A 23,515-nucleotide genomic window follows, 5' to 3' on the forward strand; every position below is an offset into this window, starting at 1 on the left:
GGCTGCGATGAACAATGACTATATGATGCAAATTCTCAAGTGCTTTTGTCAAGCATGATTGAGATGCTCTTACCCTGTCGGCCACAGCACCCTCATATTTGCGGTGATGGCGGTGAACTTTAGCATCGGCTTCTTCAACTTTTGCCAGTGCTTCATAGGCGCGCTTAGATTGTTTTGCCCCGTCTGTTTTCTCCTTAGCTAAATCCTTCATAGCGTCCGCTTCTTCCTTCGTGAAATAGCGCGGTGCTGGCACAACTGGAACACTGCGGATGCTGGAAAAGTTGCCAGGATTTAGCGGTGTGATAACGCTTGCGTCGGTGCTTGCCAGAACTTTTGATTTGTCGATTGCGTGTCCGCCGTCGTTGCTGGCAGTGAGTTTTCCAGCATCAGAATTACCACCAAACAGTCGCAGTTGTAAGCTCATAATTTTGTCCCAATTTGAATGTTGATGCGAACAGGAGAGGGAAATAAATTCAGGGGATTGATTTGTCGCCACATAGACATAGCCAGCACAAGCAGTCCCGCCGATGCGAGTGCGAGTGCGATGAGTTGCCCAAGGTCAACCCAGTCTAAAAAGCTGGTGGAAGTCTGGCGGGTGAAACCGCACACAGGGAACGAACCGTCGTTAGTCCAATCTAGGGTGTCTACACTTTCTAGAACTGTGTCTAGTGGTGCAGTCAAGGTATACAAGCAGTCGAACTGCTTGCGACTACTTGCGACTGTTTCACTTGTGTCTAGTGGTGTGTCTAGCACTGTGTCTACACTGTCTACAATCGCTGTGTCAAGCAGTTCAGACACTGCGTCTACACTTCCTATAACTGTGTCTAGTGGTATATCTAGCAATGCGTCTACACTGTCTACATTCACTGTGTCAAGCAGTTCACCGTCAACGAGGTACAGTTCTAGCAGCGCTTCCCATGTAGCAGTTTTGCTAAGCTTCCCGAACTGCTTGGCATCCTCATTGGTGAAGCCACGGTCATAGGCGATCGCCTTTAATTGGTCAATGCGACGGTAGCTGACAATTGGTTTAGTCATGGCTGACAAGCCTCAAGTCACCACCAACAACTAATCGCTCGTCAAAACAGGGGTACGTAGAGTCTGGCCCTTGTCCACCTGTCCAATTAACTAGATAAGCCCAAGTTTGTTCATAAGGATGCCAGCAAAAACCAAGCACCTCGCCGTATTCGACACACTCCTTGTCGAATTCATTAGTCCAGTAGTCGGCTACTTTGTCACCAATACAAAACTGGGACTTGGGATATTTCTCAGGGGTTAGATTGACTGGTTGAGAACGCGGCACAAAAAACAGCAAAGCGGCCGATGCGATTTTCTGCAACAACTCGCGACGGGGAATCATTAAGAGTTGCGATCGTCCGCAAAGACAACCGTCTAAAAATGTCATAATTTATCGGCTCCAACCGTTGTACCTGAACGTTTGGGGAAGTCGTGGTTTGGCTAGCATTGCAAGTGCTCGTCAACCGCGCATCAATCTTCCTTAGTTACTCACGATTGCAGACTTCCACCTCCTTGTCAACACAGGAAGTGTAAAGTTTTGTTTCAAATTATTCGGCAAGCAACTCCATCACTTCGTCGGGCGTAATGCCGTAAATAGCAGCTAGCAGTTTGACATTTTTCACATCACTTCCTAACTGTTTAAGCACTCCAATTGCACTACCCAATGGAATAGCTTCTGTTGTGGACTGAGTTAGTAAATCAATCGTTGTCTGAGTATTGGCTCGTTTTTTATAAGTACCTTCATTCATCTGTGTTGAATGCCCCAAACTCTTAGCTCTTGTCTCCTGAGACATTCCCGCCATTTGACCGTTGAGATTTGCTAAGTGACGTAAAGCGTGGGTTTGGGTAAAGCCTTTATCCCATCTTCTTAAGATAGTTTGTGCGCGGTCACTGTATAGCCCACTAATCGTCTTTGGATTGTTTGACGATGTTCTAACATCAGGCAAGTTGCCTGATTTGATTTCTAAACATTCCATCAAGTCAGGATGAGTAGGAGGGAGCATGGGTATACACAACCTGTAGCCCGTCTTAGTTGTAGTATCTAGTAACGTCTTATCGCCTACTACGGCAATCATTTGTTTGTTTATCGGTTCATTCAAGGCAGGAATAATAACACCATCTTTCGTCTTAAATGGCTTGTCAATATTCTGAATCGCAAAAACTTCATGAACTCGAAAGCCATACACCAACTGCATTGAGAATACCCACATCCACCGCCTACGTGATTCCAAATGGTATCGTTTGTTGTTGGGAACATCTAAAACCACTTCGCGAAGTTTTAAAAACTCATCAACCGATAAAGTTTGAAGGTCTTCACGAAATTCTGTTTGTCTACCGTCAATCTCTTTGAGCCTGCCCAATAAGTCGGCACTGTCAATAGTCTCAGCAAGCTTTTTCATGGCGCACAAGCAATTTTTAAAGCACTTGGTTCCTTGTTTTTTACCGTTAACTGCGGACAGAATATCTGTTAGGTTTACGACCCTATCTTGTGGCAACAGCTTATAGTAGTCACCGTAAACGGCACTCCAAGTACGTTGCTGACTAATACTACTCCTGTCACGTTGTTGACGGCGTTTAGTGCGTCCATCCCAGTATTCTTTCTCTACTTTTGTTATCGCCTGACCAAACGTTATCAAATCATTTTTGATGACGTTTTTATCCAAAATAACATCATCATACCAGGCTAAAAAGCGACTCTCGCTAGAGAAGGACTGTAAACCGCTAGCAACTAGATGAGCTTTCCTCAGAGCATCAGTGATACCTTGCATGGTCAAGTAGCACCCACAAGTCTTGTTGACCCGCTTGTCACCTAACTTGAATTGCAACGTTATGTAACCACCACTCGCTTTCCTGTCTCTTTTTAGCCCTACGCCCTTGGGGCATTCTTTCTGTGCTTGTTGGAAGTAGTCTAGAATCCGCTCGTAGCCAATAAGGTAGTCTGCGGTGGTACTTGCAGTGACAGGATTAGATTTTTCGCTCATCTCTCGCTCCCTACTCTGATAGTGCTGAGTTCGACTGATGTACTCAGCCTACAGCAAGTCGCTCAGTGTTCGCTCAAATCAAAAACAGGACTTTCAGAGTGGGTGCAAAAAATGGCTAGAACGACGGAAATTCGTAATTCAAGAGCGAGGCTTTGATTCAAGTCCTGCCGTACCCGTTACATAAAACCTAATAGCATCAATGCTTTGAGCCGTTCTTTCCCGAAAAGGAGAGAGCGGCTCAAACCTTATTTGTTTCGCATTTTTTTCGCATTTTGTTTCGCACAACAAATGCGAAACACTGCCTATCTGGGTCAGGTGGTATCCCGGCATCCTTTCAGCAGACACGGGTCAACTCTCCGGGCCCAATATTTCCAAGAACGTCTCCACGTCTGCCAAGTCCGCTCTGGATTTTTTACGCCGCGCTTTCAATTGGTTGAGCAAGTCAGTCGGCTCTGGGAATTCTGCGACGGTCGGAGCTGAGTTTTTATTTTCGGCGTCTGGCATCCGAAACAAATCCTTAAAAAAGCCCCACCTGCCACACTGGGCGAATCTTCATGCTTCTGACCGATCGACACTGCTACCCTTCTGGGTATAGGTTTGCTATAGCCGATGTGATATCATAAAAAGTCTATTGTGTCAATAGCCTAGCTCCTGCGATGTTCAAACAGCAACAGCAGGTTGTGGGCCGAGTAGCCCTCAGAGGTTATCCTTAGTAATCAGGCTAGTTTCCGACAGGTTTGGATATGTTCCCAACAACTCTATTTCATGTTCCCCAAAATTTAATGCTATTACTCGACCGCAGCGCGATCGACCGATTAAAGCCCCTATTGGCGCAAGCAACCGGAATGCCTATAGTTGCATCGGAAAATACGGCAACAATTGCGCTCGTATTGGTTGCTATGGGAATTCTGGGTTGGGGATTTTATCGCGCCAGACCTTTTGGCAAACTGGGAATTTTGGCTTGGTTGCAGTCTGTTGCGCTGATGAGTCCCTGGCTGCTGTTCTTTGGTTTGTTCGCCGCCGGAATTTACCTCAATCTAGTTGCGGTATTGTTGCTGCTAGTGGCATCCACGGGATTGTACATTTATCTGGGCCGGCAATTGCGTAAGGCTGCATCTGATACAGTGCTGCCGCGGCCGGATGCTGCTGAGGTAAAGTCCCAAAGCGATGCTTTCTCAGCCCCTGAGTCGCAGCGACCACCAGGCCCAGAAACGATTAAGATCGTCACCTCGTCGCCTGCGAATAATGAATCAGAAATAATTCCCGTTCCGGTGGAAGACCTCAAGGCAATTAAAGGTATCTTTGGAATTGATACTTTCTTTGCCACAGAAACGATTCCCTATCAAGATGGGGTAATTCTCAAAGGCAATCTCCGAGGAGACCCAGAACAAGTACACTCACGTTTGACGGCAAGTTTGGAAGAAAGATTAAACGATCGCTACCGCCTATTTTTAGTAGAAAATCAGGACGACAAGCCCGTAGTTATTATCTTGCCCAGCACCAACGACCCGCAGCCCACAACCGTGTCTCAAAAAATCCTAGCAGTCGTGCTCCTGCTGGCAACAATTGCTACTAGCTTAGAGACAGGCGGTTTGCTGCTAAGTTTCGATTTCTTTAACTCGCCGGCTAGATATCTAGAAGTTTTGCCAATTGCAGCCGGAATTTGGGCGGTTTTAGGGTCTGGGGAAATTGCTCGCCGAGTGCTGGCAAATCGGTACAAGGTTGGCTTGAGTTGGCCGTTTTTTATACCAACTTTGCAGATAGGTTGTTTTGGCGCGATCGACCGTTTTGAGTCGCTGCTGCCCAACCGTAAAGTTTTGTTTGACATCGCTTTTGCCGGGTCAGCGGCTGGGGGAATAGTTTCTGTGCTAATGCTGGTAACGGGTTTGCTGCTGTCTCACCCCGGCAGTTTGTTTCAAATTCCCGCAGAATTTTTCAAGGGCTCGGTTTTGGTGGGAACTTTGGCAAAAGTGGTTTTGGGTTCGGCGTTGCAGCAGCAGATTGTTGACGTTCACCCGCTGGTAGTTATCGGTTGGTTGGGCTTGGTAATAACGGCGATTAATTTGATGCCGGCGGGACAGTTGGACGGGGGTAGAATCGTGCAAGCCATCTACGGTCGGAAAATAGCCAGTCGCACTACTTTGGCGACTTTTGTGGTGCTGGCTATCGTTTCTTTAGTTAATCCTTTGGCTCTGTATTGGGCGATCGTGATTCTGATTTTACAGCGGAATCTGGAGCGACCGAGCCTCAACGAGCTGACTGAGCCTGACGATGCTCGCGCGGCTTTGGGTTTGCTAGCTTTGTTCTTGATGATTGCTGCGCTGTTGCCGTTGACTCCGGCTTTGGCTGGCCGTCTGGGAATTGGCAACTAGCAGTAGTCGGGCATCTTTGGTAATAGGCTCTTGGGTTGCGGTAAATTAGTGGAATATAGGAATTGAGCGATCGAACTGGGAACTGAAGGGCGATCGGGTTCCTAACTACTAATTTCCCATTAATACCCGCGCCCAGGGCAATTTATCTACTACCAAAAGTTGATTTTTTTATAACCCAAAATTTGTTTAAACTTGATCGATTAAGTTTAAATAACTTATCTGAGCCTATAGGATAAAGTCATGGCTAATCAACTTCCTCCTGTATTGGTAACTTTTGATGCAGATGTTTTAATGACTGGCCGAACCCAAGTTTGGCAAGAATATGCGAAGGTGGGAACTTGCTATATCCCAGAAGTAGTGTACGACGAAATAGATCGTCTGACAGGGCAAGCGGTGGAAAAAGCTCAAGAGCAAGTAGCTAGAGAGTTTATGCGCTTTTTTGCCGACAGCGGTTGGATTGCAACTGACGCTCAGGAAACACACCGCGCTCTCGAACCTTCGATCAAAAATCAAAGCAAGCCAGCAATGCTGGTGGTGGCGACGGCTCAGTGCGTTTACGGTTTGGCTCAAGAACACCCGGACGCATTGGTGATTTTTGTGTCCAACAGCCAGCCTCTGCTGAAGCGGCTGGCTTCTGTAGGCGCTACGAATCTCTGCGGGATTACCGGGGCGATGCTGTTAAATTGGGCGAGGAAAGGGGAACGCCCGCCGGCGGCGACTCAGCAATTGCAAAGTTTGATGCGTACCCTCGCCGAACGCAAATCGACTCAGCGCCCTAACAACAGAATTCAGGATGCTGCTGTGGGCCAAACGGGGGCTTCTGCTAGCAAGTTAACGGGGACGCGCGGCGCTTCTGAATTGAAGTCGTCTACCAGTTTTACTAAAACTAATAAAACGGGTTTGACTGAGAAGCGCAGTGCGAGTTCCCGGCCCAAAACGCCACGGCGCAATCGCGAGGAGTCGATAGATTACGAGCCGGCTGTATATCGCATGAAACATATTACACCTCCGAAAAAAAGGGACAGCGGTTTTCTGTCTAGTGTGTTCAATTTTTTGGGAGCCTTATTTTTCTTGACGGTAGCGGTGGGTATTTTGTGGCGAGTGTTCGATGTTAGGGGTTTTAGAAAGACTTTTGTGCCGGCTCTACCGCAGCCTGTGCAACAATTTGTTAAGTCGATCGACCCTAAATAATCTAGTTTGCTGAAAATTCTACCTTCTGATGTGGCTGATTTGCACCTTGGGAAACTGGGATAGCACGCTTGGTTAACAAATCGGTTCTCTCCCCTAAATATAGCGGTAAGCTGCTCGTGGCGCACCCTACGGTTAGAATTTCTGGCCTTAGTCCGCTGGGAATTTTCAACGGCTACTATCACAACACAAGATGAACGCTCCACTTTAGTGTTCTAAAAATTCCTCGCCATGCTGAACGGGAACCAAATAATTAGTGGATTAGCACTGGCTTTTGCGGGTTTTGCGTATGCTTTAGTATTTTTTGTTCTTCTTCCCTTCAGACAATACGATTATGCAGCACCACTTGGGGCAATAGCAATGGCGATCGCCCTTACTCTAGCAATGAATTGGCTACTATCTGCATCGTTGCTAACTGGCTGGAGTTGGGTGGCGGCATTATTTGGTTTTCAGGTAGTCCTGATGTTTTTTGGTAGCGTGTTTTTGGAAGATGGGCTGTACCTGCCAAATTTGTTGTTTTTGGGAACTATGATCGTAGGATATGGGAGCGTTTATACCAGTTTTTCACAACAAAAAACACTGGTAATTGTGGGCTTATTGACGGTATTTTTCCTAGCTTTAATGTACTTATCTTTGATTGGTGGCTATGCGATCAAAGGCAAAAATCCGTTTCAGGGTTCTTCTACCCAGATGCTGCCGCTGTTGAATCAAAGGGTAGAAATTATCACCGACAATCCCAAACAATTTTATTTGAATGGTAAAACTGGCGAACTCACGCATATTGACCGTTATGAGGTGACAGTGAAACTAGATTCTGGAGGAGACGAGAGATTGATGTGGCCCTATGTCAATGTTTGGTGGCAGGATATCAAGGCTGCTAGGGAATGAGAATTAAATAACTTCCACAATAACAATTAAAATTGTAAGTTATTTAATTCGCGATCCTAGCGAACAGAAGTCGCACTAATTTATATCGTTTTCGCTGGCCTCGGAATAATAAAATAGAGTCAACACTTAACACTCAACCATTCAGTTTTCAGACCCCTAGTCAACAGTCAACAGTCAACAGTCAACAATCATGACGAGTTCAACGGAAATTGATATCATTCATTGTTTAAAGCTGGCGCTGTTCCTTCTAAAGGTCGAATAATGGCCGGTTTATTGGTAGATTGTTGCTGAAAAAGTGCCTTGAGTGCCAATTCAAGATTTTCTGCCATGACGATGCGGTTTTCGTAAACAGCAATAACTCTGACTAAAGTTGGCAAACTATTACGCTCTGCTTCTAAGTAAAGAGGTTCCACATACAGTAAAGATTGTTCAATAGGAATTACTAATAAGTTTCCTTGAATTGCTTTTGAACCCTGGCGATTCCAGAGAGATATTTGTTCGGAAATAACAGGATCTTGGTTAATTAAAGCTTCTATTTGTTCCGGGCCATAAACTAATCGCTGTTTGGGAAACAGATACAACAGCAATTTTCCGTAATTGCCACCATCCGATCGCCCTGCAATCCAAGCAATTAAATTGTTGCGGCTTACTGGTGTAAATGGCAGCAGCAAAATAAATTCTTCTGTTGTTTCCGTTGGCAGTTTCGTAATCAAATAATACGGTGCTACGGGCTGCTGTTCGCTGCCATAAATTTCATTGGGAACTCGCCACAAATCCTCCCGATTGTAAAATACTTGCGGGTCTTCCATATGATAAGTTAGCAAGCGTTCTGATTGAATGCTCAGCAAATCTACTGGATATCTGATATGTTTGCGGAGAGCCGGAGGCATTTTGTCAAGGGGTTTGAAGAGTCCGGGAAAGATAGCCATCCAACTGTTAATAATCGGATCGGAGGGATAGGCAACATAGAAGTCAACAGATCCGTTGTAGGCATCAATTACTACTTTTACAGAGTTACGTATGTAGTTAAACTCATGATTTCCCGGATCGGAATACGGATAGCGAGGACTTGCTGTATAGGCATCGATAATCCAGTAAAGATAGTTGGGAGATTTATCATTAGCGGCGGGTGCAGGTTTAATTTTGTTGCCATTGTCCTCCCTGGCTTTTTCTATATCATCATTGCTAAGATTGGCGTTGGCTACTACTAAATACGGGTCAGAATCGTAGCGCAAAAAAGGAGCGATCGCCCGGACTCTTTTGTTAATATTTCGGCGGTACAGCAATTTAGTTTCTGGGGTAAAATTGCGGGTAAGCGCCATTTGCCAATTTTTGAGATAATTAGCAAACAGCCAGCGCCTCCATATAGAACCGATCGCAATTCCGCCCCTACCGCTGTAAGTATTGTAAACATTTTCTTCGCCGCTGGGATAGTCGAATTCTTTGACTTTTGTGGGCGTCATCACGTCTGTATCGGTGATTTCGCCGTAGTAAATTCGCGGGTAGCCGATCGGAATACTGGCCCGAATTCGATCGCTAGTGACTTCCAAAGCAGTCTCTCCTTTCTGGGCTGCCACTCCAATATCTTTGACAAAATAATCCGGTAAACCGCCGACACCGACTCTGTTTACGGGAGAAAGAGTAAAGCCGTAACCGTGAGTGTAAACTAGGTGTTCGTTCACCCAAGTTTGAGCATCTGGGGCAACTGCTGTGTAATCTAATTCCCGCGCTGCCAGAAACACTTGTTGACTTTCCGAATCTCCTTTTTGTGCTTTTTCCTTTTTGATTGTGTAGCGATCGATATCCGCATCAGGAAATGTATAATATGGTCTAATTTGCTGTAACTGTCGGGTCGTTTGCAGCAGCGGTCGCTTGTCCCACAGGCGGATGTTGCTAATAGTAAGTTGATTTTTTTCTAAGTCGGCATAAGTAAGTTTTCCGGCGGGATCGAATGTTTTTATTTCGATATTGTTGAGATCAAAGGCTTCTTTAGTAAAGGCAATACTGCGCTCAATGTACGGCTGTTCTCGTGCTAGTTCGTTGGGTTGAACTATGAGTTTCTGCACAATTTGTGGCAGCAGCCAACCTCCCACAAAAGTTAAAGTTACCCAGGCTAAAATAATTTTTTTTAGGACTTCATTTTTAATTTTGAATTGGTAAACCTGCCACAGCATCAAAAGTGCGATCGTCGTGGCCACAATACTCAAAAATCCATAGAAGGGCAGTCGCACTGTCACGTCAGCATAATTTGCGCCGTAAGTAACGTCTCCCCGCGAATACAGCAATGAGTAGCGCCCCAACCAGTAGCGGAATGCAACGGCTAGCATGGAAGCTGCACCCAACCCGTACAAGTGCCGCTGCTGGGATCGAGAAAACCCCAAAAATATCCCTTGACTCAGGCTATTTCCCGACAGCAAATATGTTAAAGCACTAGATACTAAACTGTACAAAAATACAACTGTCAGCCCGAATCCTAGCAAATCTAAGATTGGCAAAATAAATACATAAAAGCTAATATTTTGATGAAAAAGAGGGTCGGTCGTGTTAAAATTAATAGGGTGAAAATATTGCAAAACATTTGTCCAGCGACTGGCGACAATCAGCCCGATCGCCAAACTGAGAAAAAGGGCGATCGCCCGCAGCCAAAAATCAGGCTTAATTACCACAGCTAACATTGTCCCCAGCAGCAAGCCCAACTGCCACCAGCGAGAAAATAACTGCACGGCTATTTGCTGGATGGACTCAATTCCTAACTGCACCGGCGGTGCAGGTAAATTGCCAGCTATACCCAAATAGGTGAGGCTGTTTGCAGCCAACAGCCCGCAGTGAATTACTATAAAAGTTGCGATCGAACTCAATCCGAATACCGCCAACAGCAGCCAGGAAAAGGTTATTTGGGATTTAGCAACAGGTAATTCGTAATTCTTCTCGGTATTCTTCCCCGCGTTGTTCGCCCTCAGTGAAGCGAATAGCTCCCCCACAACCGGCGATTTCATTTCCTCTGCGGGATGTTGCAGGCGGCGGGCTAAAGCCAAATTTCCCAGCAAAAAGACAGAAGAAACAGCAATTGCGATCGTCCCCAGCAACCCTTGAGTTTTCAGCTTTAACAGAAAAACCTGAAGATATCCAACTTCCTGAAACCAGAGAATTTCTGCAGCCATGCGGGAGGCAAATTCAAGAACCAGCCACAGCCCTACAATCCCTAAAATTAATTGATAAATTCGCCTATTAGTCATTACTTATTAGTCATTAGTTATTGGTTGAATGATACAGCATATTCCAGGTTGATGAAGTACAGTAGCCGCTATATTTATGTTGTGTAATTTTAATATGTAGGGTGCGGATCTGCGACCTTTTAAATAGAACTTGCAGATTAACTGGTGGCGACGCACCTTACTTACTACAATATAGTGTGTACTACATATACATGGAATATGCTGTAACTTATATCATGTTCGAGCAATTTACCTTCCCGAATGATACTTTTGCCGCCAGGGTTGGAGGCATTTTTATTCATGGTAATTGACCGGGCATAATATGACTCCTGCTTTCGGGTCAACTGACTAATGACTAATGACTAATGACCAATGACAAACTAGCTGTACTGCTGATTGACATCCACATCCAAATTAAACAGTGTTTGCAAAGTTTGCATCGCTTGCCGCCGCGCCTCAATATCCTGCTGAGCGCGTAACTGTACCATCGGATCGTGCAAAATCTTATTCACAATCCCCCTTGTTAAAGATTCAATCACATCTTGATGTTTCTCCGAAAATTCCGAACCAAGACGCGATAAAGCTTTTTCTAACTCTTGTTCCCGAATCAATTCTATCTTATCCCGCAAACAGCTAATAGTAGGAACGGTTTCCAGACTGCGCCACCAGAGATCAAAAGCCTCTACTTCCTGTTCCAGCAAGCCCTGAGCTTCCATTGCCATTTTGCGACGGGTTTCGTGATTTTGAGCTACCACTGCTTTCAAGTCGTCCACATTAAACGATCGCACATTAGTGAGTTCGTTTGCATCCGAGTCAATGTTGCGCGGCACAGAAATATCCACCAACATCAAAGGGCGATTCGGATCTAAAACCGCTTCCAATTTAGCTTTATTTAACAGTGGATCGGTAGCTGCCGTACTGGTAAAAACCAAGTCAGAACTAGCAATTACCTGCATCATTTCCGATAGCTGATACAGGTGCAGTTGAGCATCTTTAAACTGACCGGCCAACTCCAGGGCGCCCCGCACAGAGCGGTTAACGATCGAAATATGGCTAGCTCCTTTGGAGAGCAAATGCTGCACCAAAAGCCGCGACATTTTGCCAGCACCGATAATGGCAATTTTGCTGCTTGCTAAATGCTGACCCTTCATTTGAGCCAATTCTGCCGCCGCCGAACTAATCGAAACTGCACCAGTACCGATGCTAGTTTCCGTGCGAACTCGTTTCCCTGCTGTGAGAGCTTGCTTGAACAAGCGCTCTAAAATTCTGCCTACACCTTTGTACTGCTGGGCGAGTTTGTGAGTTTGTTTCACCTGAGCCAAAATTTGTCCTTCTCCGAGCACCAAACTGTCGAGGCCAGAAGCCACTCGCATCAAGTGCATCACCGCATCTTCGTGCAGCAAAATAAACAGGTGAGGGCGCAAAGACTGCAAAGGAACTTTACTGAATTCGGAAAGGAACTGAATAACCTCTCGCACACCAGGTTCCGACTCGCGGGTAACAATATAAATCTCTAAGCGGTTGCAAGTGCTGAGGATGGCAACCTCTTGAACGTGCGGGTAGCCGCGCAATTGGGCGATCGCGGCTTCAACTTTCTGTTCTGGAATGCTCAGTTTTTCGCGAACTTCTACCGGCGCTGTTTTGTGGCTGAGACCTACGACTGCAATATTCATATCTGTGATTTGTCACTATTTCTTTCTTAGTTGTTAACAGTCACCTGTTATTAGTTCTTAGTTTATCGCTAATTGCTAATCACTGGTGACTGTTCACCGTTAACTGTTAATTGTTAACATTTAACTGTTAACCACTAACTAATCACTAATTCAATTGCAGAGATTTCGGCTGGTCAAACATATGGATTGTATCCACAAATCGAGCCGTTTTCGACTGAGAAGAAATTACCAAACTTTCAGTGCGAGCGCCGCCGCCAAAGAAGCGAACTCCATTCATCAGCGTTCCGGGAGTAATCCCGCAAGCTGCAAACAGAACTGTTTCTCCAGATGCCAGCTCTTCAGCATTGTAAATCTTGTCTGGGTCTGTGATGCCCATCTCTTTCAGGCGGGCGATATTGCTCTCTTTGCTTTCACCGATCAAACCAGTTTTTACAACAGCCGGATCGTAAATTAACTGCCCTTGGAAGTGACCGCCCAAGCAGCGCATTGCCGCTGCAGAAATCACGCCTTCGGGTGCTGCGCCAATACCCATAAGTGCGTGGATGTTGGAACCAGAAAACGCGCAAGAAATCGCTGCCGAAACGTCGCCGTCGCTGATCAGCCGAACTCTTGCACCCGCTTGCCGAATTTCATTAATTAAATCTTTGTGTCGGGGGCGATCCATGACCACCACCACCAAATCTTCAATACTGCGGCTGAGACAATCAGAGATAATTTTGAGGTTTTGAGTGGGCGTTTTGCGAATATCTACATGATTCTTAGCAGCCGCAGGAGCAGCCAATTTGTTCATGTAGAAATCCGGTGCCGCAAACAAACCACCTTTTTCAGAGATTGCCAAAACTGCCATCGAACCGTTTTGACCGTAAGCAACCAGGTTAGTACCTTCGCAGGGGTCAACAGCGATGTCAATTTCGATCAATTCATCTATGTTGCAGACATCTTTGGCATCTTCGCGGGTACAAATACCTACTTGTTCACCGATGTAAAGCATGGGTGCGTCATCGCGCTCGCCTTCGCCGATCACGATGCGGCCGCGCATATGAATTTTGTTCATGCGCTCCCGCATGGCTTCTACAGCCACTCTGTCGGCTTCATCTTTTTCGCCTTTGCCCATCAAGCGAGCGGAAGCGATGGCTGCCTGCTCAACTACTTCGATAATCTCTAAACCGATTACATTGTCCACGAACTAGATCCTCCCAACTGCTGATGCGTGCCTTGTGCTCTTTTGCACTCCCAGCCATCAAGTTTATCAGAGGCGGGGATCTGTGCGAGCGCAAGCAGTTGCTTAGTTTGTGTTAACTTTTGCTTCTTTGAGACTGGGGCTGGAAAATCTGAGTCCAACAAGCTCAAAGATCCGACCAAGAGGGCCGGCACGGGGAGTAGGGGTAGCACGGCCCCTACAAGAGAATGAAACAGCCCTGCCGTCTGAACGCTAAATCGCGGACTCCAGAGGTTCCGGGGCTGCGACGGGCTGTTTCAGGCAAGTTGTCATTCCGAGTGCCGTTAAAGGTTTTATGATTAGTTTGCGATGCACGATTTCTCAGAAACCCGGTTGCTAACCCGGAATTTATCGTTACTAAACCCAAAATTTTGGTAGAAACCGGGTTTGTGAGGGTAAGTCCTAATGACGATCGCAAATCAAATGGACAGCCCCAAATCGCGACGCAGTAGACTTTATGAGCCGTAAGCAAAAAACAATGATGATGAAAGCCCAAGATATTATGACCACAGATGTTGTTACCATTCGCGGTTCAGCAACGGTAGCTGAAGCGGTGGCGATGATGAACGATTTGTGTTTGCGCGCGTTGATTGTGGAACGTCGCCACGAACAAGATGCCTATGGCATTGTGACAGAAACGGATATTGTCTATAAAGTAGCAGCCTACGGAGTAGACCCGAAAAAAGTCCGCGTCTTCGAGATTATGACCAAACCTTGCATTACGGTCAATCCTGACTTGGGGGTGGAATATGTGGCTAGGTTGTTCGCGAATACCCGCATCCGCCGGGCGCCGGTGATTAAGGACGAGCTAGTGGGCATTATTTCGGTCACGGATATATTGACAAAAAGCGATTTTCTTGAGAAGCCGAAGAGTGTTTTATTTGACGAAGAAATCGAACAGGCGATCGCGGATGCCAGAAGTATCTGTGCCGAAAAAGGCGCTACCTCTAGAGAGTGCGCGGTAGCCTGGGATATTGTAGAAGAAATGCAGGCTGAGGCTTCTCACCAGCGATCGATGAAGCTGGAAAAAACGGCTTTTGACCAGTATTGCGAGGAAAATCCAGAGGCTGCTGAAGCGCGGATATACGACAGTTAATCTAGTTATTAGTCATTAACTATTAGTTATTAGTTATCAACTCTTATTTATGGATTGATAACTAATAACTAACAATCGGAAATAGCTTTTTTTCGGCTCGCCTCACGAAAGATAAAAATCTTAAGTGTTTGGCCCTGTCATCAGAAATTTGGGTTTGAAACCCCGTCCTTCGTTTGACGGCTTTACAAAGATTTTACATTGAGTCTAGCACAATATCACAATCGAAGTGTTAGACTGTGAGCATGACGCTCAAAGCCTTCAGCTATCGATTCTACCCAACTCCGGAACAAGAGAGTTTGTTGCGACGGACAATGGGTTGCGCTCGTTTAGTATACAACCGTGCCTTAGCCGTAAGAACCGAGGCATGGTACAAAGACCAAAAACGGGTAGGGTATGCTGAAACCTCTTCAATGCTAACCGAATGGAAGAAAACAGAAGAGTTAGATTTTCTGTCGGAAGTTAGCTGCGTACCGTTACAGCAATGCTTGCGACATTTACAAACGGCTTACACCAATTTTTTTGATGGGCGGGCGAAATATCCCAACTTCAAGAAAAAACGCAATGGTGGTAGCGCAGAGTTTACCAAATCTGCTTTCAAGTTTAAGGATGGACAAGTTTACTTAGCAAAGTGTGCCGACCCGTTGCCAATTCGTTGGAGCCGGATGCTACCTGTCGGTTGCCGACCATCAACCATTACGGTGAAGCTTTCACCCTCTGGTAGGTGGTCAGTTTCCCTGTTGGTGAATGTTGAAATTGAAGCATTACCTCAGTCAGGCAGTCAAGTTGGTATTGACTTGGGCATTACAAGTTTACTCGCTCTTAGCACTGGTGAAAAGATTGCCAATCCCAAAGGATTCAAGGCAAAATATCGCAAACTTAGAAGAGCGCAGAAAGCTTTAAGCCGGAAACAGAAAGGGTCAAACAACCGTTACAAAGCACGACTCAAAGTAGCGAAAGTACATCAAGAAATTGCTGATGCAAGAAAAGATAACCTTCACAAGTTAACAACGCGGTTGGTGCGCGAAAACCAAACCATCGCCGTCGAGAATTTGGCTGTGAAGAACATGATTAAAAATCCCAACCTTGCCCTGGCCATAAGTGATGCAAGTTGGGGCGAATTGGTCAGGCAACTTGAATACAAGTGTAAGTGGTACGGTCGTACTTTAATTAAGATTGACCGATGGTTTCCGAGTTCAAAACGGTGTGGCAATTGCGGACACATCGTTGACAAGATGCCGTTGAATATCCGGGAATGGGATTGTCCTAATTGCGGGACACACCATGACCGAGACATCAACGCGGCAAAGAATATTTTGGCGGCAGGGCTTGCCGTGGCAGTCTGTGGAGCGACTGTAAGACCCGAACAGAGTAAATCTGTTAAGGCAGGTGCGAAACCCCGTAAGGGACAGAAGCAGAAACCTAAATCTTGAGGTTTGGGAATCCTCGCCGTTCTACGGCGGGGTGGATGTCAAACAAAACACGTTCAGCTTATTCCCATCAAGATCGCGAAAATATCCCGCATAAAACCCCGGTAACGCGCCTCTTGGTCCTGCTGGCCCTTCATCCTTAGCCCCAAGTTCGATCGCTTTGTTATAAACTAAGTTAACTTTTTCTGGACTGTCAACCTGAAGAGCTATCATGACTCCATTGCCAACAGTTGCTGTGTTACCATCATAGGGTTTTATAATAGCAAGTGCTGGTTCCTCTGGAGAAACGCTCCATGCGATAAATCCGTCGAATTCCATGAATCGTCGAGCGCCAATTTCAGCCAGCAAAGCATCATAAAACTTGGCTGCCGTTTCAATATCGTTGGTACCGAGTGTAACATATCCGATCATATTTTTTGTCTTCTAACTGATGTTAAGATTTAAAAGTGTTTGAGCAAATAACAACAGAGTTAAACTGATCTTGAGAAAACCCAAGCTACAACTCAAACATCATTTTACATCATAACTCAAACTATCTCGGTTTTGTCGGCTGCAATGATTTATTGTCGATCGCTAATACATTCGGGACTGTCTCTAGTTGGACTATTGACGATCGCACTTACGGCCTTTGCTTTCATCGCTTCGGAAGCATAGGGCTTTAACAAGGGCAAAACTTCCCGAGCATTTTTAACAGCAGGATCGAGCCACTGTTCCCAATCGCTGTCGGGGAGAATCACGGGCATTCGATCGTGCAGCGGCTGCACTGTTTCGTTAGCAGCGGTAGTAATTATAGTGCAAGATACAATGTTTTCTGTTTCAGGAGATTCCCAATTTTCCCACAAACCGGCAAAAGCAAAAGGTTCGCCGTCTGCCTTTTGAAAATAGTAAGGCTGTTTGTTCTTTCCCTGCTGTTGCCATTCGTAGAAACCGTCAGCCACTATCAAACATCGCCTGTGCTTAATGGCGCTGCGAAAAGCAGGTTTTTCGGCTACAGTTTCCGATCGCGCATTAATCATGCGACTGCCTATTTTCATGTCTTTTGCCCAACTTGGAATCAGACCCCAGCGCATAAATTGAAAATGTCGCTGCATTTTTTCTGGTTCAACTGTGACTGTGGCAACTGATTGAGTTGGGGCGATATTGTATCGCGGTTTGATGTCTGGAACTCCCGACAGTTTGAATAATTCGGCGATGATTTGACCTGAAGTAGTTAAAGTGAATCTTCCGCACATAATTTTATAGTTGTATTAACGCGGTTTTTACCGATTCCGGCAGTTCGACAGTCGGGTAATCCGGCAGTCCGGCATGGGTTGAAACCCCTGCCTCAAAGCTAAAGTCGGTTAAAACCGACTGGAAATATGAGCTCAATATCTATCTATTTTAGTCCTCTTTTAGAGGACTTTAACTATGAGACAGGGGTTAAAAACCCCTGTCGGATTGTCGGACTAAACCGGGCGGGCGAGACGCCCACCCCACAAGAAAATTCATTCTTTGTGGAACAGGCATCTTGCCTGTTCTTGCGGGACACCCCACAAGAAAATTCATTCTTTGTGGAACAGGCATCTTGCCTGTTCTTGCGGGATACCCCACAAGAAAATTCATTCTTTGTGAAACAGGCATCCTGCCTGTTCTTGCGGGATACCCCACAAGAAAATTCATTCTTTGTGGAACAGGCATCTTGCCTGTTCTTGCGGGACACCCCACAAGAAAATTCATTCTTTGTGGAACAGGCATCTTGCCTGTTCTTGTGATTTACCGTTGGGTGCGGGTGAATTTTCGAGATGATTTGTTTTAGGCAATTATTGTTGGTAAAACCCCACCCTAAGAGACATTGCTAAATTGTGGAACCTTCGCCGACAACCATTCGGCGCGCAACTTGTCAATAGCTAATTCTTTGAATTTAGCTTCTACTTCAATCCAAGGAGCCTGATAATAGCAATTAGGCATTTCTGTAATTAAATCGCTGTGGCGCGGATCGGCAAAAAATTCTCTGCCATTTGATATGTGTACTAATTGCCATTCAGGAACAGACCAACTTGTGCGGGCTGCTGCGAGCATTTCGGCAACGTTGGGATCGTCGTAAGTTTCTAAATGTTCGTGAATGACGTGGTGGTGGGCGTCAAAAACCATTGGTACGCCGGTATCGAGACAAACTTCTAAAATTTCCGAGGAACTGTAAGCGTATTCGTCATTTTCAAAGGTTAAGCGCGATCGAATTGATTCGGGTAAATCGCGGATGACTGATTTGAGCTGCGAAGTGCGATCGCTCTTGCCGCCGTGAATGTTCATCAGTGCCAGGGGCGATCGGGGTTGTCCCAACATATCTAAAATTAAAGCATGAGTCGCGAGAATTTTAATGCTGTTTTCAACCACAGAAAGCTTGTCGGAACTGAGGACGACAAATTGATCCGGGTGGAGTACCAAGCGGATGCCTAAAGAAAGAGCGCGATCGCCCGTCTTCCGCAATTCTTCAGTCATGGAGTGTAGCACTGCTTCCCCCAAATCTGTATCTGCAAAAGGGAACAGTGCAGAAGTCATGCGGTAGAGCTTAATCTGATTAACGGAACAGAAGTCGATCGCTTTGTCAAGCCGCTTTAAGTTGTCTGTATAAAGCTCGCGCAATACCGTTTCTTGTTCAGTTTCCGAAAGCTGTAAAAGTCGCTTCCGCGTGACTGTGCGAAAGCGAACTTCATTGGATGTTGTAATACAGACTAATCCCAATTCCGGCAATTTGTCTTTTTCCAATACTTGGTTAATATTGCTCATTTAAAATAACACCTAGCTCTATTTCGATCGCAAAATAGGTTTGTAATAAGGACTGAAGTCCTTAGTTATCAAGTTTTGAGAGACTTTACTCCCTCAAAACTCGATCTAACTATAATTTCTAGCTTAGACTCAGCGGCTGCGGGCGATCGCCTATCTTAAGTCAGAGATGTTGCTTAATAGTTGAGGATGCCATAGCACTCCTGGCATAAATTGTGAAATTTTTCTCTTCTCTTCTCAACATTCGCGTCAAGAGAGTCTTCGCGGTTCCTTCACAAAAAAACTCAGTTTCGTGTTTCCCGAAAGAATTGCTATATCTCCTGACTTTCCCCATTTCCCGTTTTCAATCAACTTCGCAAACGCCCTGACCTGAGAATGCTAATAATCAACCAAAAACCCAAAAAACTCGCCGCCCCAAACAAACCAGTGCTCAGAAAAGATAGCTGAGAAGTTTGTGCGTTAGAAGAAATAATTGCCGCCCCCACAATCAGCGAACCCACGACAATACTAAAAGAAAGTCGGTTCGCAGAATCCCCCAGAGTGCGGCGTAGCGGATCGAGTTCTTTTAGTGTCAAGTTCCACTTCAAAGTTTCCGAAGTAACTCGGTCTAAAAGCACTTCCACCTGTCGCGGAGATTGCAAAGATAAGCTTTTCAGATCCAGGGCAGTTCTCAGCAGAGCTTGGATCGGATCGTCTCCTAATAACTGACGCCGAAACATATCGGTCATCAGCGGTTTGACCTGCTCTACAATATTAAATCGGGGATTAAAAGAGCGCGCCAGTCCTTCCAAATTAGCTAGAGTTTTTGCATACAAACCGAGATTGCTGGGCAGCCGAATTTTATTTTTGCGGGTGATTTCCAGCACCTCATAAAATATTTCCGACAAGTTCATTTGCGACAAGCTAACATTGTAATACTTGCGTAGCATTCGAGCCAAATCGTTCTCTAGATTAACTAAACTTGTCGGCTGAGCAAATTCGGCCATTTCCAAAGTTAATTGAGCGCAGCGCTGAGCGTCTAAATCGACAATTGCCAGCAACATTTCTGTCAAATTCTGCTGAGTGCGCGGGTCTAATCTGCCGACCATGCCGCAGTCTAGCAAAGCTATGCGGCCGTCTTTGAGATAAAATAAATTGCCGGGATGCGGGTCTGCGTGAAAGAATCCGTCGATATATAACTGCTGGAAGAAAACGCGGCAAAGTAGCGTTGTAATTTCTTCGCGTTCGGCATTTATATCTCCTTTGTGGCGAATTCCTTGCAAATCGCCTAACAAAATCGGGACTCCGTTCAGCCACTCCATGACTAAGAGTTTTTTTGTAGTTAACTCCCAGTTAATTTCTGGTAAGACCACTTGTGTGGGGTCAAACCATTTACTTTTAGATAAATTGCGGCGCAGTTCGTCTGTGTAGCTGGCTTCTTGAATGAAGTCTAGTTCTGCACGCAGGGCGATCGCAAATTCTTCTGCTAAGGCGACAATATCGTATTGTTGACCGAAGTCTGTGAGCATGACAAGTTCTGCCAAACCTCGCAGTACGGCGATGTCTTGTTCGATGACAATATCAATACCGGGGCGCTGAACTTTGAGGGCGACTTCGCGGCCGTCTTTTAAGGTAGCTTTGTGGGTTTGGGCGATCGAACCTGCTGCGATGGCTTCGGTGTTAAATTTGGCGAAGGTATTTTCGAGAGATTGTGTGAGTTCCTGGCGGACGATTGCTTCTACTTGCGACCACGGTACGGGCGGCACTTCCGCTTGTAGCGTGGAGAGAGTTTCGATATAGCTGGCGGGTAAAAGGTCAGGACGGGTGCTCAGCAATTGACCCAATTTGACAAATACTGGGCCTAATTCGACGAGGATGTTGCGGAGAACTGCTGGAGTTGGGAGACTGGGTGCGTCGGTTTTGCGGCCGGTTAGGAGGCTTTTCATGTAGTCCCAACCGTTGCGGAAGACGACCTCTAGAATTTCTCCTTTGCGAGAATTGTTTTGAACTAGGCTAAACAAGGGGCCTCCGGGTCGATCGGGTTTAAGGGCTATATAACTACTAGGATAGCGCTGTTGACCAAGCTGACCAGTGTCTTGGGGAATAACTTGGGGGTGGTGCGAATGGGGCGCGATTCCCTACGGGATAGCTTCGCACGCGCGTATTTTGGGTAGCAGAATTGCTGTTGAGAATTTCCTCGTCTCGGAAACATTTTCAGACCGTTTTGTTACTTATAGTATTCATTAATTGACTTATAATCTGTAGACTTATTGTCTATAAAAGTTTATTTATAGTCTGTAGATTTATTGTCTACATTTTTTGATAATTGTACCTTGAAGCAAAAAAGTGAAATAGATATCAAAAAGCGTTTTGGAAAAGCCATAAGGCGGCGTCGGCGAGAACTCGATCTATCACAAGAACACCTAGCCGAAATTTCAGGACTTCATCGTACTTACATTTCGAGCATAGAAAGAGGTCAGCGCAATCCATCTTTGGAAAATATTGACAATCTAACAAAAGCCCTGGATATATCTATTTCTGAGCTCTTTGCTAACTATGGTATAGAGGTAGAAGAGTGACAGCTAAAAAAAATGCTAAAGCTAAAAATACTCGGTTGAGCTATAAACTTGGTCTGCCAGCAGCAATAGCGAGAAAAGTTGAAAAGACAGGTCAAACCAGAGGTGCAGAGAAAGATACTGTTTATCAAAACCGCGTCCTCCGATCTAGTACAGTCCTAATACCGCTGAGTTCGTGGAAAGTTGGGGTTGTCCCACCACCCGAAGGATTTGAAAATGGTTACATAGTTCTTGCCCATCCAGAGGAATACTTTTCGGACACTCCTCCAACCTCTAAATTAGATTTACCAAAAGACTTACAGCTAGGAAAAGATTTATTAGTATTTTATGAAACTAGACCTCAATGGATGCGCTACCCTCCAAGTCAGTATGGTTGGCATCCCGCCCATTCTCGAATTCCACCACTAGGAGGTCAATACCTTGCCCGCGTACCAGATACTACCCGTCCTGGAGACTCTCTTGAAAGGCATGGGTACATAGATAGCAAAACTGGCGGTCAAGGGGCAGGAATTAGGATTTATGAGTATGCTTCAAAAACAGAAATAGAAGCTACTAGATATCAGTTATCTTTCCTTGTGTGGCAAACCGAGGGAATTATTGATATGGCGCGAGAAGAAGGGACACTGAATCCTGAAGAATGCAAGGCAATAATCGAAGCTAAATGTCAGGACATGGGACTGAGCGATCTTACGCTACTTCAGCAAAACAGGATAATAGATAGCCAACAGCGTACCGTTTGCCCTCTTTGCTTGAAGCCTATCCTAGCTCAAGAGCTGGCGTCCCGCGTGGAACAAGCTGAAGGTCGAAATGTACCTGATTTGACAGTTACCACAGCAAATTTATTTCATGTTAAGGAACTCAAAGCCGGAGTATATAATCACTGTCGTTACAATTTGGGATGGGGACATCATCACTGTAATGCAGCAGCTAGAGACTGGGGAGTTAAACGCACATTAAAATGGATGGAAGAAGTCCTCACAAATAACGGAAAAATAATTAATTATTTTTCCGAAGACACATTATTTAATAAGTTTTGAAACAAAAATTCCTTTTTCCAGTCAAATTCTGATGTTTTAGACTTTGGTAATGGCTGTGATATATCAGAACACCGTAAAGTTATTTTGTGACACAGACTTTCTTCAATCTCAATCAGCATAGCTTTACGACCTAACATTTGGGCTGCTTGTCCAACAACACCTGAACCTGCAAAGCAATCCAGCACCATATCACCCGAATAAGAACTGGCTTCAATAATATGAGTAATCATATCTAATGGCTTTTCTGCTGGGTGTTTACCCCGGTAAGGTCTAACTGTTGGGAAATCCCAAATATCGGTGTATGGTATATCGGCAGTTACAGAAAAAGGTCTGATTATTTCTTGATAATCAGGTAATTCTGGGACTTGGGGGCTAAATTTAGACAACACCGATTTCAGTTTTTGATATTGTTCGGGACTGGGGATGTTTCTGCCGGTCTCCCAATTCGATACTGCACCACCGTGATTGACACTCCCATACTCACCAATAGCTTCTGTTAGCTGAATAGTTGAGATCCCTGCAGCTTCGCGGGTTTTTCTGAGCAAGCTACCAAAAGCTGATTGTTTGTTGTTTTCCGCTGAGGCTGATTCAGCAAAAATAATCCGTTCCGAATGAAGATACCAACTCCTTAAACTTTCTTTTTTTGCCTTTTGCTTCCATCCATCATAGCCTGGTTCATTGGGTTTTGTCCAAGTAATTGAAGCTAGGACATTAAATCTTTCACCTAACATTACCTCAATTTTGGCTGCCATTTTATTAGAGGCAAAACAGTAGAGAGAGCCATTGGGAGCTAATACCCGCTGCCATTGCTCGGCTATAGTGTCTAACCAGTGAAGGTACTCTGGATCATTTTTAAATCTTTTGTCGCCCGTAATGTTATCTTTTTTAGTAGAATGATAGGGGGGGTCTGTCAGAATTAGATTGACACAATTATTAGGCAGTGACTTTAATACATCTAAGCAGTCACCTTGGTAGAGAGTGACCGCAGGGGATTGAAAGTAGGTGTTCATTGGCTTATTTTCTCTATAGCGCTCTGTACTCAACCGCTCGATTCCATAATTTAAGTTATTATATATGGGAAACCGA

At 45.3% G+C, this 23,515-nt stretch carries 21 protein-coding genes; 8 read left to right on the plus strand and 13 right to left on the minus strand.

All coding sequences use genetic code 11. The features are described 5' to 3' along the window. From QUB51_RS20355 to QUB51_RS20375, 5 genes are all read right to left on the minus strand, one after another. On the minus strand, window positions 1–424 hold a 424-nt coding region (locus QUB51_RS20355; RefSeq protein ID WP_333298315.1), incomplete at its 3' end, for a hypothetical protein. Then, entirely contained in the window at window positions 421–1,035 is a 615-nt protein-coding gene (locus QUB51_RS20360; RefSeq protein WP_333055845.1) for a hypothetical protein, read from the minus strand. The genes QUB51_RS20360 and QUB51_RS20355, both read right to left, overlap by 4 nt. Next, on the minus strand, window positions 1,028–1,402 hold the full coding sequence (locus tag QUB51_RS20365) for a hypothetical protein (RefSeq protein WP_333055843.1): 375 nt from the start codon (window positions 1,400–1,402) through the stop codon (window positions 1,028–1,030). The genes QUB51_RS20360 and QUB51_RS20365 overlap by 8 nt, the downstream gene beginning before the upstream one ends. A 160-nt stretch (window positions 1,403–1,562) precedes the next feature. Further along, on the minus strand, window positions 1,563–2,996 hold the full coding sequence (locus tag QUB51_RS20370; RefSeq protein WP_333210808.1) for a hypothetical protein: 1,434 nt from the start codon (window positions 2,994–2,996) through the stop codon (window positions 1,563–1,565). A 348-nt stretch (window positions 2,997–3,344) separates the two neighbouring features. Continuing rightward, window positions 3,345–3,500 carry a hypothetical protein gene (locus tag QUB51_RS20375; protein WP_333263071.1) on the minus strand — a complete coding sequence of 52 codons (156 nt, stop codon included), beginning with the start codon at window positions 3,498–3,500 and terminating at the stop codon, window positions 3,345–3,347. 239 nt (window positions 3,501–3,739) lie between these two features. Here QUB51_RS20375 and QUB51_RS20380 point away from each other — a divergent pair, with 239 nt between their 5' ends. The 3 genes from QUB51_RS20380 to QUB51_RS20390 all read left to right on the plus strand — a co-directional run bounded on the left by QUB51_RS20380 (window position 3,740) and on the right by QUB51_RS20390 (window position 7,444). Further along, on the plus strand, window positions 3,740–5,368 hold the full coding sequence (locus tag QUB51_RS20380) for a site-2 protease family protein (RefSeq protein ID WP_333263073.1): 1,629 nt from the start codon (window positions 3,740–3,742) through the stop codon (window positions 5,366–5,368). 240 nt (window positions 5,369–5,608) lie between these two features. Beyond that, on the plus strand, window positions 5,609–6,559 hold the full coding sequence (locus QUB51_RS20385) for a PIN domain-containing protein (protein ID WP_333263077.1): 951 nt from the start codon (window positions 5,609–5,611) through the stop codon (window positions 6,557–6,559). A gap of 228 nt (window positions 6,560–6,787) precedes the next feature. Further along, entirely contained in the window at window positions 6,788–7,444 is a 657-nt protein-coding gene (locus QUB51_RS20390; protein ID WP_333055835.1) for a hypothetical protein, read from the plus strand. Between the two features lie 215 nt (window positions 7,445–7,659). On the opposite strand, the gene QUB51_RS20395 is transcribed toward QUB51_RS20390, so the two are convergent. The 3 genes from QUB51_RS20395 to glpX form a co-directional block, all read right to left on the minus strand. After that, window positions 7,660–10,680, minus strand: a complete 3,021-nt coding sequence (locus QUB51_RS20395) for a UPF0182 family protein (protein ID WP_333263082.1) — start codon at window positions 10,678–10,680, stop codon at window positions 7,660–7,662. Window positions 10,681–11,039: 359 nt separating this feature from the next. Then, on the minus strand, window positions 11,040–12,332 hold the full coding sequence (locus QUB51_RS20400; protein WP_333055833.1) for a glutamyl-tRNA reductase: 1,293 nt from the start codon (window positions 12,330–12,332) through the stop codon (window positions 11,040–11,042). 145 nt (window positions 12,333–12,477) lie between these two features. Then, complete coding sequence (gene glpX, locus QUB51_RS20405; RefSeq protein ID WP_333055832.1) at window positions 12,478–13,515, minus strand: class II fructose-bisphosphatase; 1,038 nt, start codon at window positions 13,513–13,515, stop codon at window positions 12,478–12,480. Window positions 13,516–14,029: 514 nt separating this feature from the next. Between glpX and QUB51_RS20410 the strand changes: the two genes are divergently transcribed. Both QUB51_RS20410 and QUB51_RS20415 read left to right on the plus strand, forming a co-directional pair. Continuing rightward, window positions 14,030–14,647, plus strand: a complete 618-nt coding sequence (locus tag QUB51_RS20410) for a CP12 domain-containing protein (RefSeq protein ID WP_333055870.1) — start codon at window positions 14,030–14,032, stop codon at window positions 14,645–14,647. A gap of 242 nt (window positions 14,648–14,889) precedes the next feature. Beyond that, window positions 14,890–16,077 (plus strand): RNA-guided endonuclease TnpB family protein, encoded by a 1,188-nt coding sequence (locus QUB51_RS20415; protein ID WP_333055831.1) that lies wholly within the window; start codon window positions 14,890–14,892, stop codon window positions 16,075–16,077. 21 nt (window positions 16,078–16,098) lie between these two features. On the opposite strand, the gene QUB51_RS20420 is transcribed toward QUB51_RS20415, so the two are convergent. Next, window positions 16,099–16,485: a VOC family protein gene (locus QUB51_RS20420; protein WP_333055830.1), complete on the minus strand. Its 387-nt coding sequence runs from the start codon at window positions 16,483–16,485 to the stop codon at window positions 16,099–16,101. A gap of 149 nt (window positions 16,486–16,634) precedes the next feature. Then, a complete protein-coding gene (locus QUB51_RS20425; RefSeq protein ID WP_333210799.1) occupies window positions 16,635–17,306 on the minus strand; it encodes an SOS response-associated peptidase in 672 nt (223 codons plus the stop codon). Window positions 17,307–17,432: 126 nt separating this feature from the next. Between QUB51_RS20425 and QUB51_RS20430 the strand changes: the two genes are divergently transcribed. Then, window positions 17,433–17,825, plus strand: coding sequence for a hypothetical protein (locus tag QUB51_RS20430; RefSeq protein ID WP_333263083.1), 393 nt, complete (start codon window positions 17,433–17,435; stop codon window positions 17,823–17,825). Window positions 17,826–17,895: 70 nt separating this feature from the next. Here QUB51_RS20430 and uvsE read toward each other — a convergent pair whose 3' ends face one another. Together uvsE and QUB51_RS20440 are read right to left on the minus strand one after the other, a co-directional pair. Then, window positions 17,896–18,840, minus strand: coding sequence for a UV DNA damage repair endonuclease UvsE (gene uvsE, locus QUB51_RS20435; RefSeq protein ID WP_333263086.1), 945 nt, complete (start codon window positions 18,838–18,840; stop codon window positions 17,896–17,898). A gap of 344 nt (window positions 18,841–19,184) precedes the next feature. Then, the gene (locus QUB51_RS20440; protein WP_333055826.1) at window positions 19,185–20,837 is read right to left on the minus strand and encodes an AarF/ABC1/UbiB kinase family protein; all 1,653 of its coding nucleotides are present in this window, start codon (window positions 20,835–20,837) and stop codon (window positions 19,185–19,187) included. Between the two features lie 285 nt (window positions 20,838–21,122). Here QUB51_RS20440 and QUB51_RS20445 point away from each other — a divergent pair, with 285 nt between their 5' ends. Together QUB51_RS20445 and QUB51_RS20450 are read left to right on the plus strand one after the other, a co-directional pair. Continuing rightward, window positions 21,123–21,395, plus strand: a complete 273-nt coding sequence (locus QUB51_RS20445) for a helix-turn-helix transcriptional regulator (RefSeq protein ID WP_333055825.1) — start codon at window positions 21,123–21,125, stop codon at window positions 21,393–21,395. Then, window positions 21,392–22,429: a BstXI family restriction endonuclease gene (locus tag QUB51_RS20450; RefSeq protein ID WP_333055824.1), complete on the plus strand. Its 1,038-nt coding sequence runs from the start codon at window positions 21,392–21,394 to the stop codon at window positions 22,427–22,429. Before QUB51_RS20445 ends, QUB51_RS20450 begins: the two co-directional genes overlap by 4 nt. Here the strand turns inward: QUB51_RS20450 and QUB51_RS20455 are convergent. After that, complete coding sequence (locus QUB51_RS20455) at window positions 22,393–23,439, minus strand: site-specific DNA-methyltransferase (protein ID WP_333055823.1); 1,047 nt, start codon at window positions 23,437–23,439, stop codon at window positions 22,393–22,395. The genes QUB51_RS20450 and QUB51_RS20455 overlap by 37 nt on opposite strands. Between the last annotated feature and the right edge of the window lie 76 nt (window positions 23,440–23,515).

This window comes from Microcoleus sp. AT8-A3 (genome assembly GCF_036705675.1).
Taxonomy (GTDB): domain Bacteria; phylum Cyanobacteriota; class Cyanobacteriia; order Cyanobacteriales; family Microcoleaceae; genus Microcoleus.